This window comes from Rummeliibacillus suwonensis (genome assembly GCF_007896435.1).
Lineage (GTDB): Bacteria > Bacillota > Bacilli > Bacillales_A > Planococcaceae > Rummeliibacillus > Rummeliibacillus suwonensis.
Genome location: NZ_VCBL01000002.1, coordinates 244378 through 258539 on the forward strand (window position 1 = coordinate 244378; position 14162 = coordinate 258539).

General features: G+C 38.9%; 14 protein-coding genes and 1 riboswitch. All 14 genes read right to left on the reverse strand.

Annotation, left to right across the window (positions count from 1 at the left end):
* Positions 1 to 246 precede the first annotated feature (246 nt).
* The 14 genes from FEU33_RS14480 to FEU33_RS14540 all read right to left on the reverse strand — a co-directional run bounded on the left by FEU33_RS14480 (position 247) and on the right by FEU33_RS14540 (position 13595).
* The gene (locus tag FEU33_RS14480; protein ID WP_146550192.1) at positions 247 to 1449 is read right to left on the reverse strand and encodes a macrolide family glycosyltransferase; all 1203 of its coding nucleotides are present in this window, start codon (positions 1447 to 1449) and stop codon (positions 247 to 249) included.
* A gap of 125 nt (positions 1450 to 1574) precedes the next feature.
* Positions 1575 to 1742 carry a hypothetical protein gene (locus FEU33_RS18875; RefSeq protein WP_186731437.1) on the reverse strand — a complete coding sequence of 56 codons (168 nt, stop codon included), beginning with the start codon at positions 1740 to 1742 and terminating at the stop codon, positions 1575 to 1577.
* Between the two features lie 275 nt (positions 1743 to 2017).
* Positions 2018 to 2614, reverse strand: coding sequence for a cob(I)yrinic acid a,c-diamide adenosyltransferase (locus FEU33_RS14485; protein ID WP_146550193.1), 597 nt, complete (start codon positions 2612 to 2614; stop codon positions 2018 to 2020).
* A 165-nt stretch (positions 2615 to 2779) separates the two neighbouring features.
* Positions 2780 to 3178 carry a bifunctional adenosylcobinamide kinase/adenosylcobinamide-phosphate guanylyltransferase gene (locus FEU33_RS14490; protein ID WP_146550194.1) on the reverse strand — a complete coding sequence of 133 codons (399 nt, stop codon included), beginning with the start codon at positions 3176 to 3178 and terminating at the stop codon, positions 2780 to 2782.
* The gene (locus tag FEU33_RS14495) at positions 3130 to 3729 is read right to left on the reverse strand and encodes a histidine phosphatase family protein (protein ID WP_146550195.1); all 600 of its coding nucleotides are present in this window, start codon (positions 3727 to 3729) and stop codon (positions 3130 to 3132) included. The genes FEU33_RS14490 and FEU33_RS14495 overlap by 49 nt, the downstream gene beginning before the upstream one ends.
* Complete coding sequence (cobS, locus tag FEU33_RS14500; protein ID WP_146550196.1) at positions 3702 to 4478, reverse strand: adenosylcobinamide-GDP ribazoletransferase; 777 nt, start codon at positions 4476 to 4478, stop codon at positions 3702 to 3704. Before cobS ends, FEU33_RS14495 begins: the two co-directional genes overlap by 28 nt.
* A gap of 15 nt (positions 4479 to 4493) precedes the next feature.
* On the reverse strand, positions 4494 to 5072 hold the full coding sequence (locus FEU33_RS14505) for a bifunctional adenosylcobinamide kinase/adenosylcobinamide-phosphate guanylyltransferase (protein WP_146550197.1): 579 nt from the start codon (positions 5070 to 5072) through the stop codon (positions 4494 to 4496).
* Positions 5054 to 6133 carry a pyridoxal phosphate-dependent aminotransferase gene (locus FEU33_RS14510; protein ID WP_146550198.1) on the reverse strand — a complete coding sequence of 360 codons (1080 nt, stop codon included), beginning with the start codon at positions 6131 to 6133 and terminating at the stop codon, positions 5054 to 5056. Before FEU33_RS14510 ends, FEU33_RS14505 begins: the two co-directional genes overlap by 19 nt.
* Positions 6108 to 7082: an adenosylcobinamide-phosphate synthase CbiB gene (cbiB, locus tag FEU33_RS14515; protein ID WP_146550199.1), complete on the reverse strand. Its 975-nt coding sequence runs from the start codon at positions 7080 to 7082 to the stop codon at positions 6108 to 6110. Before cbiB ends, FEU33_RS14510 begins: the two co-directional genes overlap by 26 nt.
* A gap of 1 nt (position 7083) precedes the next feature.
* Complete coding sequence (locus tag FEU33_RS14520) at positions 7084 to 8559, reverse strand: adenosylcobinamide amidohydrolase (protein WP_146550200.1); 1476 nt, start codon at positions 8557 to 8559, stop codon at positions 7084 to 7086.
* A 2-nt stretch (positions 8560 to 8561) separates the two neighbouring features.
* Positions 8562 to 9557, reverse strand: coding sequence for a FecCD family ABC transporter permease (locus FEU33_RS14525; protein ID WP_146550201.1), 996 nt, complete (start codon positions 9555 to 9557; stop codon positions 8562 to 8564).
* Entirely contained in the window at positions 9554 to 10519 is a 966-nt protein-coding gene (locus tag FEU33_RS14530; protein WP_146550202.1) for an ABC transporter substrate-binding protein, read from the reverse strand. Before FEU33_RS14530 ends, FEU33_RS14525 begins: the two co-directional genes overlap by 4 nt.
* Before the next feature lie 108 nt (positions 10520 to 10627).
* A riboswitch (cobalamin riboswitch) is annotated at positions 10628 to 10816 on the reverse strand.
* Positions 10817 to 11490: 674 nt separating this feature from the next.
* Complete coding sequence (gene argS, locus FEU33_RS14535; RefSeq protein WP_146550203.1) at positions 11491 to 13158, reverse strand: arginine--tRNA ligase; 1668 nt, start codon at positions 13156 to 13158, stop codon at positions 11491 to 11493.
* Positions 13158 to 13595: a YwiB family protein gene (locus tag FEU33_RS14540; protein ID WP_186731438.1), complete on the reverse strand. Its 438-nt coding sequence runs from the start codon at positions 13593 to 13595 to the stop codon at positions 13158 to 13160. Before FEU33_RS14540 ends, argS begins: the two co-directional genes overlap by 1 nt.
* Between the last annotated feature and the right edge of the window lie 567 nt (positions 13596 to 14162).

Here is a 14162-nt window from a genome sequence, read left to right on the forward strand (position 1 = left end):
AAAAATACGCACAGCTTTCACGTTTATACTTTTAATATCAGGCGTGTTGATTATCCAATTTAATCCATGAAAATAGGGGGATTTGTTGATTGCAGCGAAAGCTTGCTCGCTTTCCATGGGCAAGCACTGAGCCATTTTCACAGCCTGGCACTTTATAATCATTTCCTGCTCCACGGCTGGATTTAAAAAGAGCTGCCATTATCGCTTAGAAAAAATCACAATAATGGCAGCTCGAGATTGTTACCTTTAGCTATCATATTGACTTTTGAATTTAAAAATCTCATCAACAGCTTGACGATAGCCTCCCAATTCTTTTAGAGATTCCCTAATTGTTGCAACAGCTTTGTGGAATGATGGATTGTTTAACACTTGGTCTGCAACCTCATGTAATTGATCTGCAGTCAAGCCTTGCATTTGCAATTGGATACCTGCTCCATTTTTGGCGACCTGTTCGGCAATTACCGGTTGATCTGCGCTTTGTGGAATGACAACTAGCGGAACCCCGTTATAAAGGCCTTCAAAGGTGCTGTTCATTCCACCATGTGTGATGAATAATTTAGTATATTTCAACACCTCGGTTTGTGGAACATAATTTTGAACCACAAAGTTTTTAGGGATTTCTCCTAGATCTGCTAGTTTTGTTTGTGCACCAACTGATAGGACAACCGTGTGTTTCGTATCCTCAAATGCTTTAAAGCAAAGTTTATAGAAGTCTATTGCCTGATTACGAACGGTACCCAGTGAAATGTAAATGAGGCTTTTTCCCTTGATTGCTGAAAGGTCGAAGTTTTCTTGAGTTGCACGCGAAGAGATAGATGGCCCTACAAACTTGTATGTTTGATCAAATTCTTCACTAAATGGCTGAAACATTTTAGGGATATATACAATAGTCAGTGAAGCAGGGTTACAAAATACTTCATATGGAGAATGGATTTCTACGCCATATTTTTCCTTCACCCGTTCGGTCAATTTTTGAAATTCACCATATTTAGCTTGAACAACTTCTGCAGGATTTTGTTTAGAAAATTGCTCCAACAATTTATCAAATGATGCTTTTGTTTGCGCAAAAGTAGTGCAGGAGCTGATAGCTGGAAGCTTCAGTTTTTGCGCGAGCAAATATCCACAACCAAACATAGAATCGTGGATGATATAGTCAAAGTGTTCGCCTTCGATTTGCTCCAAAACACTAGGTATCATAATATCTGCAGTAAGTAAAAGGCCATTGACTCTTTCGAGAATAGAATTCCTCCCACCTGAGATAAAGGCTTTGATAAATTTTTGGACATCGAATGTTCGCACTGTAGCCCCCGTCTTCTCAATGCGCTCGCGAAAATCTTCGTATGTAAAATATACGACTTCTTCTCCACGTAAAATAAGCTCTTGTACAACACCAATCGTTGGATTAATATGCCCTTCTGATCCACCATTAATAAATAAAACACGTGCCATTATAACGACTCCTTAGGAAAAATGTTTTCTAGATTTTGTATGAGTATAGATCTCTGCTCCATATCTTACCTGACTCAATTAATTGAATTAAATTCATCATAATACAATACTTGAAAATCTCAAATTTAAATCTTTTTTGAGCTAGCTCGCATCATTGGCACAATTCGTTCAATATAAAGTGAAGCTTCCATCAGGTGGGGGTTTTCTTCATCCCCCACTGAACTAGAGGAACTCAGGTTAAGAACGCCACGTCCTGTGGCAACAACTGAGTGACCAACATCCTGTTGTCCCAAACCAATCGGGCTTTTACTGGCAGTTGTACCCTCACCTATCCTTTCTCGTTTCTCTCTAAACCTTGAGATGGGGATCTTACTGCCCGTTAACGCGGGATAAAATCTATTTTTGCTTTTTGAACCATGATCCTTAAAGAAAAAAACCCAATCAATTTAAACTTCACACAGTGATGGTTTTCTTCATCCCCCCACTGTATGCTAATTAAATCAATTGGGATTTTATAAGCAGTTGCTTCACCCAATTGGATGGAGCAGATTTTTGTAGAACAAGACTTCTAATCCTTTGCTTTATCTTTTCTGCCACCATTTCTAAACACTTTCGCACCTCGAATATATTCAACATCTGCCACATTCAAGCGGACATTTACTACACGTGCTGCTGCGAATAGGTAATCTGATAGACGATTTAAATAACGTTGAACAACTGTAGGGACGTCCCCTTCTTTTGCATTTTTCAATAATGTTACCGTTTGACGCTCTGCACGTCTGGCGATTGTTCTTGCAATATGCAGTGTTGCAGCTGATGATGATCCACCAGGTAAGATAAACTTTTCAAGTAAAGGAGGTTCATCCATTAAAATATCGATTCTTTTTTCTAATAATTCTATAGGTTCGTCTGTCATTTTATAATGGCGTTCTTTCATCACATTTGCCAAATCGCCGCCACAATCGAACAGTTCGTTTTGAATGTTTTCTAAATCCTGCAATAAATCTTGGAATTTATCTGGATCTAACTCTGTTACTGCTTTACCGATGAAAGAATTGAGTTCGTCAATTGTACCATATGCTTCTACTCTTAAATCATCTTTATCTACTCTTCCACCTATAATACTTGTTTTTCCCTTGTCTCCTGTACGTGTATACAAATTCATCCGTCATCCTTCTTTCTTTTTGATATTTTTTAGCAGGGTTTTTCAAAAATTACGCTAAACATGTATTCCTCATTTTTGTAAAATCAACACGCGTGTTATTCTATAGCAGTAATGCTTTTTCGTGTAAAAAATTTTTCATACATAGACTAGGAATCAATTATGAACTTACTTCAGTGGTTCAGCTAATCCATACCAAATTCTTGTGACATGCTTGCTTGTTGCAAATAGTTGTTGATACAATCTTCCAAGAGTGTCTCTTAATCGGCGTTCTTGCGGATCAACAGGTACGATACCTCTACCCATTTCTGTTGCAATCACAATTATTTGATGTGTTTTATCTAATGATTGTAGCTTTTCTGCTATTTTACTAGCAAGTGATATTTCATCTTGTTCAAGTAATGGTTGGATAACCTTTTCCAGTCCAGAGACAACAACGACTTGGTTAGTCGGTTTTTGAGGTAACTGTCCAATATACCATTCTACATCGTTCAGCTGCTGTTTTTTTAGCCACCGCCTTACATATTCATGTTTGCCGTTATAGGCACCACCGATAAAGACGTGCATCGTTTTCCCTCCTTAAAATCTTCCTTCGTGGTCCATTGAAGCTTGAACAATTCATCATGTGACGCATGCCAATCCCAAAATTCACTAGGCTCTGGCGCCAATTGAACCAGCAATGTACGGATGGTACCGCCATGTAATATAAGTGGATAAAGATCAAAATCCTTTGGTAATCTTCTAAAAGCGGCCATACAACGCTTGGTAACCTCTACCAAGGTCTCACCTGCTGGTGGAGCCAAATGAGTGGGATCATCAATCCACTTCCTATATTGGGGAATTTCTTTTAGATCATCATACGTTTTCCCCTCGAATTCCCCAAAATTGCTTTCTCTAAAACCAGCATCGCTATAATAGGCTGCACTTGGAAAATAGAGCTTAGCCGTTTGTCTACAGCGCTTTAGATCGCTTCCAAAAGCAACTTTTCCATAGCGACTAATAACTGGCAAATCTTGATTTGGTAAAATTTCTTCATCCGTCCATCCTAAATAACGATGTTCAACATTGCTTTTTGTCCTTGCATGGCGAATCAGGTAAACAGTAACAGCGTAATCCATAAGACAGCCTCCATCCCCTCTATAAATGCACCAAGTAAATCACCCGAGCTACCGCGGAAATTTCGGATCGTCCACCATTTATAAAAGAATGCAGCGGCTATGACAACGATAAGAAGAGCCATCATCAACTGCCATTGACCGCTTATCCAAACAATCAATACCGTACCGACTATTGTTGAAATAATGGTATTGATTAGCCATGATTTCGTATGTAAATGTTGTTTAAAAAAATAGGCTAATCCCTTTTCCTTTGAACATTTCGTCTGAATAAAATAAATGGACATTCCTAATCGAGATAGAAATGGCACAATTATAAGCCAAATCACATTGAAATCTTGATGACCAACTAATTCTGAAATAAAAAATATTTTTGTTAATATCAGAAAAACTAATGACATTGCACCAAAAGCTCCAATACGGGGATCATCTAATATTTCAATTCGTTTTTCTACATTACGATACGAAAAATAAGCATCTCCCATATCAACAAAACCATCTACATGTAATCCGCCCGTCCAAATTATATAGCCAAATACAAGAAGAAATCCCGTCAACATTGGACTAATATCGGTATATGTTTGAAGCATATAAAATATAGCTGCTATTATTGCACCCATGATCGCACCAAGCCATGGCAAAAAAGAAAACATGGCGGTAATGGTTTTCTTGGTTAATGGCAACTCTTTATGAATGGGCAATACAGTAAAAAATTGAAATGCTAATAATATTCCATTGACCATGTTTTTCATTCCAATACACCTCCCTTATTTCCATTCGTGTACATAGCTATATTCCATTTCAATGGCTTGTGTTGCCTGCTGTACAAACCATTGATGAAGATGCCCTAGATGTTGTTGATAGAGCTTTACCTCTACGCTGTTCGATACAGGCTCGTCCAATACTTCGTTAGAAACGATCACAAGCGGAATTTGCATCGCATGTAACTGTAAAATGGTGGCTTTCATTTCAGCCATTCTTTTTTCAAGTTTCAAGGGCCTTTGCCAGTTGCATATCCCTGTTTCAAATCCTTCATAAAACTCATTCGTCAGCCATGTTGTGACACAATCCCATAGCACTGCATCCCCCTGCTGAATGGTTGAAAGAAGTTGATGTAAATCAGTCGGTTGTTCTAAAGTAACCCAATTTTGCGGGTGCTTTTGACGGTCAAGCTGGTGCCTTGTGATGCGTTTTTTCATTTCATCATCAAAGGCTACACCCGTAGCTACATAAATAAGCCGTTTCACATGGTACGATTCAGCTAACAATTGTAGCTGCTGTTCTGCATAGGCACTTTTCCCACTCCGAACACCACCAGTTATAAAGATCAGTTCTGCTTCAGCCATGAACCCATCTCCTTTTGTAATGCCTGCATTGCTTTTTCATCCTTCATCCCTACACGGAACCATTCGCCATTCATGCCTCTAAAATTCTCTGTATGTCGAAGAACGATTCCTTTTTCCAACATGGCATGAAAGAAAAGCTTAGATTGTTTTGGTTGAGGTAGTTGAAAGCTAACGTAATTTGTCATGCTCTTAGTTGTTTGACAGCCATGGCGTTGTAGAAAGGACGTCAATTCTTTTCTACTTTTCTGCGCATAACGAATCGCTTCGTCCCGATATTTACTTTCCTTTAGACAAGCTGCACCTATAGCTGCGGCTAAACCATTGATATGCCAATGAGAAGTTTTTTGTTGCAGCCTTTCAATGATAGTAGGTGATGCAACCATATAGCCTAGCCGAACCCCTGCGATCGCATACATTTTCGTCATAGAACGGACTATCATAATATGCGGGTTATCTTTTATATAAGGAATCATGGAGGCATCCTCGCCTATCCAATCAATAAACGCTTCGTCTAAAACAATAGAGCAATTCGCTTTCTTTCCTTCCTCCATTAGGAAAAGTAGATCCTCTTTTGACGGCAGCACTCCTGTTGGATTATTGGGTGTGCAAAGATATAAAATATCCGCTTGCTGCATAGCCCTGATGATAGATTCAATGGGGAGCTTCCAAGTCGCTATATCTTCCACTTCTAGGTGAATGATTTCAACATCATTTACTGCCAAAGTTGCTTCATATTCAGAAAATGTGGGATCAATCACAATCGCCTTTTTTTGATGGAATAATAGAGCTAATAATGAAAAGATTTCTGCCGCTCCATTTCCTAATAAAATCTGTGCCTCGCTCACTCCATGAAAATCGGCTACAGCTGAGAGAAACGGCTGCCCCTGTGGATCTGGATAGCGTGAAATAAGGTGAAACAGCTCCCCCCAATTTTCTTGTATAAACATGGGCGGTCCCGCAGGATTCACATTTTCACTAAAGTCTATAATTTGCAATGGCTTTTGAATAGATAGCTGTTCGTATAAACGATGCGGATTAGCACCATGATTGGGTAATGACAATATAAATCCCTCCTATCAAAACTCCAGCCAGCCAGAACCATATGGTGACTACATGCATTTGTTGGATCGCTAGTTTAATATGTCGTGGCGCAAGTTCTATTTCTGGCACTCCCATCCTTGCTCGTTCAGAAATAATTCCCTTATAGCTATTTGTACCACCTAATTGAATAGCAAGCTGATAAGCTGTGGCTGCCTCCAAAAATCCACTATTCGGACTTGGATGTTTTTTGGCATCCTTTAACCACCTTTTAAAGCGGTAAGAAAAGGCATGCATGGACTCTTTTTTGGTGCCGATGAGCATAAGAAAGCCGGTTACTCTACTCGGTATGTAATTAAAAAAATCATCCGTATGCGCTGCGACAAACCCGAAATCACCATACTTTTCATTTTTGTAGGCTACCATCGAATCAAGTGTATTCACTGCCTTGTACATCCAGGCTCCTGTTGCCCCAAATAAAAATGCCCAAAATAATGGTGCTGTGATGCCATCACTTGTATTTTCTGAGACGGTCTCAACAACGCCCCTAGTCACTTCTGGTACAGATAATTTGTCTGTATCACGTCCAACAATCCAAGAAAGCTTGACTTGTGCTTCTTTTATATCCCCTTTAATAAGTGGTGTATAGACATCCATTGCTGCTTGCTGAAGACTCTTTTGCGCTAAAGCGATCGCAATCAGAACGCCCTCTACCAATATTCCAAATACTGTTCCTACCTGATATGCGGCAATCACGATCAGATAAGCGACAATTGTCGTCACGCCAACCACTAAAAGGACCAGAAAAAGCCCTTTCGTCTTTCTGAACTGTCTTTTATTGAGCCTGATGGTTAACCATTGAATAAAATGACCGATCCACCTCACTGGATGGGGCATCTTAGGTGGATCACCGATTAATCGATCAAGGATCACACCGATTGTACAAGCGATTAAGTGTGCTAATACGAACATTTTATAGCATCCCCTTCGCTCGTTTATAATCTTGTAATGCAATACGTGTCGTTTCATATACACCGTGACCAATTAGTTTTCCGATACCCGTAATTGTTCCCGCATACTCAAAGAAGGGGCCTATTTGTGTAGCTGCAATTAGTACACTATCTGTTGACGTTCCAGTTGCAATCGTATTTGAAACTTTATCTTGAATTTCCTCCATTGCTAATGCTTTTACTTTCGCTTCCGTTGCCGTTATCATCGCTTGCATAAAGGACTCATCCGTTAATGTACCATTGATGAAGACCCATGTATTGATCGTTCCAATATGCGGCTTTTCAGAACGTTCATAGGCTTTTGAAACATCGACAGCGTTTCCCACACCTGCTGTGACAGCAACAACAATACTGCCGATTAAAGACGAAAAATCTCTAATGACAACGTGCTCTGATGCCACTGCTGTCATCATGGCTACTGTATTAGATGGTGAAAAGCCATGCTTTTCAAGATATCTTCTTAACTCTTCATGGGCATCCTCACACATATACCCTTTATCCACTGAACGATTGATAAATGATTGGAACCAACCAAATCCCGCATTGTGAACAGCAGAGGAAACCGTTTTCAACGGAAAAGATGTTTGTAATTCAACAAATTCATCACGAATCTTTATTTGCTGAGCAGTGATGACAGAAAAAGCTTGTCTCTCTTCCTGTAATTCTGGTATTAACGTAATCTGTGGTTTCGGTAATACGGGATGCGGATAGCTGGATACTCTTGTATGGTAAACATCCATCACATGTTTCTCTTTTAAAACTTCATGCGGCTCACCTATTGAGCTAATTTGTCCATTTTCAAGTAAAAGCAATCGATCGCAATAAAGAGAAGCTAGATTCATATCATGAAAAATAGAAATAACTGTCAATCCATTATGCACGACCTCATATCGAATCATATCCATTAGTTTTCGTTGGTGTTCGATATCTAAATGATTGGTTGGCTCATCCAACAGCAATAGATCCGAGCGCTGTGCCAATGCTTGCGCCACAAAGGTACGCTGTTGTTCGCCACCGGAAAGAAATTCTAACGGTTGATCTTTGTATATGGTGACTCCTGTTTGTTCCATCGCTGTGACAACAGCTTCCTCATCCTCTTTTGTCCATGTTTGAAGCCAGCTATTTTGATATGGATAACGTCCAATTGATACCGTCTCACGAACAGAATGCGAAAAAGCATAGGCATGCAATTGTGGCAATACAGCCATTTTGCGTGCTAATTCTTTTGTGTCATAATTTTCTCGATTCTTCCCATCTATCAAAACTGTGCCACTTGTTGCTTCTATGATTCCACTAATCAGTTTAATAAGTGTTGACTTTCCACTCCCATTCGGTCCTAGAATACCAACAAATTGTCCCTTTTCCACTGTAAATGAAATATTTTTTATAATCTCTTTTTTAGGGTCATAACCACCACTAAGTCGTTCAACAATAAGCATTCCTATGCCCCCTTCGTTCTACGCTGACGGAAGAAAATATAGGCAAAAACTGGTGCCCCAATAAAGGATGTAATAATACCAATCGGTAATTCCGTTGGTGCAATAATCGTTCTCGCCAGCAAATCACAAAGAATCAATAATGATGCCCCATTGATAAAAGATAAGGGCAATAGATGGCGATGATCAGCTCCAAACATTAACCTCGTCATATGTGGAACGACCAAGCCAACAAAGCCGATCGTTCCCGATACCGCCACTGCGGAACCAGTCAAAATAGAGCCTCCAAGCAAAAGAAGACGTTTGCTTCTTTTTACATTGACCCCTAAATATTTGGCCCGTTCCTCTCCAAATAACATAGCATTGAGTTCACGACGATTGACCCATAGCATCAATGAACCAAATATGATGAAGGGGAAAATCATCTTGACATAAGGCCAACCACGCATAGATACACTCCCCATCAGCCAGCTAATAATTTGGCGAAGTTCTTCTCCTGTTAAAGCAATCATCAGGGAGATAATAGAACTTAAAAATGAGCTGACGATAATGCCGGTTAAAATCAATGTTTCCATCTTCATCATACGATCAACCAATTTTGCAAAGCCCAAAACAATAAACAATGATACTAGAGCACCTATCATGCTGAATGTTGGCAGCGTATAAATGCCTAAAATAGGTGTCGTAATACCGAAAAAAAGCGTCACCACAGCCCCCACTGAGGCGCCAGATGACACTCCTAACGTATACGGATCAGCAAGCGGATTTTTTAACAATCCTTGAAAGGCAGCGCCTGCAATCGCTAAAGCTGCCCCAACAAGTCCTGCTAATATGACACGTGGCATACGAATTTTCCATAATATATTTGTTGCCGTTTCATCAGCTCCAGTATTCCATAACGTACTGATTGGTACCTTTACTGAGCCTATGGAAATACCGAGCCATATACTTATACATAAAATGATAAGCGCTACGATATATCCCATTACTATTTTTCTCATTTAAATGCCTCTGGGTAAACAGCCTTTGCTATTTCCTCTAGCCCATCGGCAAGACGAGGACCTGTACGAGCTGTCAAATCTTGATCCACTTTTACTACGGCATCATTTTTAACAGCTGTAATACTATCAAAGCCTTGACGTTTTTTCACTTTCTCTACGATATTTGGAACATAGTCTTCCATCACAATAATGGTATCAGGATTACGTTTAACGATTTCTTCTGTATCAATTTTAAACCAACCTGATTGATCGTCTACCACATTTTTAATCTTCGCTAAGTCAAAGATTTCTTGCATAAATGTATCTTTACCTGCCGTAAAAATATCCGGTTCATCTGCCGTTTCCACAAAGGCAGTACGTTGTTTTACATTCGCTACTTTAGCTTGAACATTTTTTACTTTTTCCTTCATACTTGTGATAATTTGATCTGCTTTTTGTTCTTTGTTTGTAATTTGGCCAAGCTGTTTGATCGTGCTGTAGGTTTCTTCAAAACTTGTCGCACTTTTTACAACAAAGACAGGAATACCTGCATCTTTTAACTGTTGTAATCCAGCCTCTACTGATTTTGCATTAGATTCATGTGCAAATACTGCATCAGGTTTTAGGCTCAATACTTTTTCAACATTGAATTCCATACCGCCTATTTTTGTCTTTTTAGTAGCGGCTTTGGGATAATCATCGTTATCATTTACCCCTACAATTTCATGTTCTAAACCTAATGCGAATAAGATTTCTGTATTACTTGGAACTAATGAAACAATTCTTTTGGGTGCTTCTTTGAATTCTATATGATTACCAAGTGCATCTTTCACCGTCATTGGGTATGTGGATGTTTTGTCATTGGTTTGAGAAGTGGTATTTGTTTTATCAGTAGACGATTGCTGAGTATCTCCTTGGCTACACCCAACAAGTAAAACAAATGCCATCATCAACACGCTTACTAGTTGCCATATTTTTTTCATGAAAAGTACCTCCTTCAGCATAATAAAAAACCTCTCAATTCATTCGAGAGGCATCATGATTCCAGTGTATTGCATACACTGTCACCCATTCTATCCTCGTAGTCATTGTTGGCGTGATCCTATACGGCAGGTATCCTGGCTTGTGTTCAACGCTCATCGTGCCTTCCCAAAAAATTTTTCAGTGGCTATTTACGAATCACTCACACTTACAGTGGCGGGACCGCATCGGACTTTCACCGACTTCCCTTTTCACTCAACATTTTAGCAGTGTCAAGAACCGTACATTGATTTTCTATTGAATTGTTTATCATTATACCGAATATTTTGCTTTTGTAAAAGACAGGCGATGAGATATTGAGAACTTTTTAGTATATATTTTTGATACTTATAGCTATTTTTTACTAGTAATGATATTTGTACTGTTAATATAAAATTTCACGTTGATTTGACAAAATTAGATGTGCCTGTTTGGCGTAATTTTTGAAAAACCCTGTATTTTTAGAACCATTTATATAGATTGGAGCGGAGGCTTGCTCGACTCCTCGAAAATGCATACGCATTTCCTTCATGCGGTGCCAGTTCAGTGAAGCTCATTCAATGTCCCGCGGGAAAAACGGACAGTTGAGACCCCACAGCGAAGCGATTAAGGAACGGAGTCTAAAAGCGTCACGTCCAGTGGCAACACCTGAGTGACCAACATCTTGTTGGCCCGAACCAATCGGACTTTTACGAGCAGTTGAGACCCCATCTATCTTTCTCGTTTCTCTCTAAATCTTGAGATCGGGATCTTACTACCCTTTAAAGCGGAATAAAATTTAGTCAAAAGAAAAAAGCCAACGAAACAGCGATTTCGTTGACCATTTTCTATTAATAATGGTTGAGCAGAAAAATTGCTTAACTACTATGCATTTTAGCTTCTCAAACAAAAAACAGAAGAACATTTTGTTCTGATGCAATCAATGCACTAAATACTACATTTTTTCCGGTGCTGATACACCAATCAGTTTTAGAGCATTTGCTAATGTGATGCGCACTGCTGTAATTAGGGCCAGGCGTGCTTCAGAACGTTCTTTGTTGTCGTCATCTAAAACTTTCTCTGCATTATAGAAACTGTGGAATGTTGCTGCTAGTTCTTGGATGTAGTTTGCAATACGATGCGGTGCGCGTACACGTGCTGCATCTGCTACAATTTGTGGGAAATCCCCCACTTTTTTCAATACTTCAATATCTTTTTCTGATGACAATGTATCAAGATGATCAATTGAAGCCGCAAAACCTTTTTCTGATGCTTGACGTAAGATCGAACAAATTCGCGCATGAGCATATTGAGCATAGTACACTGGATTTTCGTTTGATTGCTTCACAGCTAAATCTAAATCGAAATCTAAATGCGTATCACCTGCACGCATTGCGAAATTGTAGCGTACAGCATCTAAGCCTACTTCTTCAACTAGTTCACGAAGAGTAACTGCATTCCCCGTTCGTTTTGACATTTTGACTTTTTCACCATTGCGTAGAAGATTAACCATTTGGATTACTTCCACTTCTAATACATCACGATCATAGCCAAGTGCTTCGATAGCAGCCTTCATACGTGGGATATAACCATGATGATCGGCACCCCAAATGTTGATAAGTTTATCAAAGCCACGACGTAATTTGTCTTCATGATAGGCGATATCTGGTGTTAGATAAGTATAGGAACCGTCTGATTTAATCAATACGCGGTCTTTGTCATCACCAAACGTAGTAGAACGGAACCAAGTAGCACCATCTTGTTCAAATACATGACCGTTGTTTTTTAATTTTTGAAGTGCTGTTTGAACTTTTCCTTCTTTGTATAAGGATGTTTCAGAGAACCAGACATCAAAATCGACACGGAAGTCTTTTAAATCTTTTTGGAGTTTGCCAAATTCATGTTTTAAACCGTGTTCACGGAAAAATTCAAAACGTTCCTCTTCAGGTTTTTCTAATACATCTTTACCATATTCTGCAGATAATTCTTTCGCAATAACAATGATATCTTTTCCGTGATAGCCATCTTCAGGCATGTCCGATTCTAAACCTAGTGCTTCACGATAACGTGCTTCTAATGATTTGGCCAATTTTGTGATTTGATTACCAGCATCATTAATATAGTATTCACGTGATACATCATACCCTGCAAAATCTAACACATTACATAAAGAGTCCCCAACAGAAGCACCACGAGCATGTCCTAGATGTAAATCTCCAGTCGGGTTTGCGGATACAAATTCGACTTGAATTTTTTCGTTATGCCCCGCATCGGTACGACCATAATTAACATCTTGATCGAGAACAGTCGCAACAACTTCGGCCAAGTAGTCCTTTCGTAAAGTAATATTCATAAAGCCTGGTCCTGCAATATCGATTTTTTCAATATTTGTGCCCTCGGTTTCAAGGTTTTCCAAGATGGCTTCTGCAATAGCACGTGGTGGTTTTTTTGCTAATTTTGTTAATTGCATAGCAATATTCGTTGCATAGTCACCGTTCGCTTTGTTTCTTGGTGCTTCTAGATGAATGTTCAATGCATTTGCATCTTCTACAAGATTTGCTTTTTGAATCGCTGCAACAAGCGCTTCTTTAATGGCTTGTTGAACTTGTTCTACTGCGTTCATTAATTTCCCTCCGTATAGTTCAGTTCTAGACAATAATCTCCGACAGATTGTTCGCCTACTAATAATTCATATTGCACATAAAATCGACCGTTTTGAATAGATTCAGACGGTTCAAATTTCATCTCTTTTGTCAATGTTACAATGGGTATTTGACCATAATTACTATTATAATGACCTTTTCTTGCTTGTCCAAGTACAAATGGCATTCGCATTTTAATGTCACCATTTCGAATGATAACCGCATCTTTTTGGCCAAATCGTAAAGTTGTATTTCTATGTTGATCTTCTTGTACTTCTTCGTATCGTAAATAGATTTGATCTTTTTTTTGCATAATTGTGCCCTCAGACCAAAGTTCAAATTTCTCTGGTTCTGTATCTTGTTGCGTAATCGTTGTTATAATTTTTATTTTTACGGGTGCTGTCAGTACATCTGACATTTTATGACGCCTCCGTTTTCTTTTTGATGTAACCTTTTTATTATAGGATAGGAATCTACTTGTTTTCAAGATGCAACATTCAAATGATGGTTTATTATTTTCTTTTAACAATAGATCAGTATGATAAAGCAGACTAAAATACATAGATTTATCAATTACGCCTCAGTATAACTGCATCTCAATTTTTTTCGAGCTTGTTCAAAAAGCTCCGCTTCAAAATCCGTGACAGCTTCTTATAGACAATTCACTAAATTCCACTACGGCTTGCTAGCTTTTTTCGCGGGACATTGAATGAGCTTCACTGAGTGGGCACCGCACAAAGGACATGCGCATGCATTTTCGAGGACTCTAGCAAGCCTCCGCTGCAATTTATAAAACGGCATGAAAAATATGGAGTCTTTCACACTTCCCCAGCTTTTATCAATGCACAACTCACCTGTTCTTATTCGAATCAATTTCATAACTCCAAATTCATACAAAAAACACGAATATATTCCCTTCAAACATTAAATTTGTGAAAATGTTTTATTCGACAAAATTAGTGTTTTTCCTTCGTTTAGTTTATCT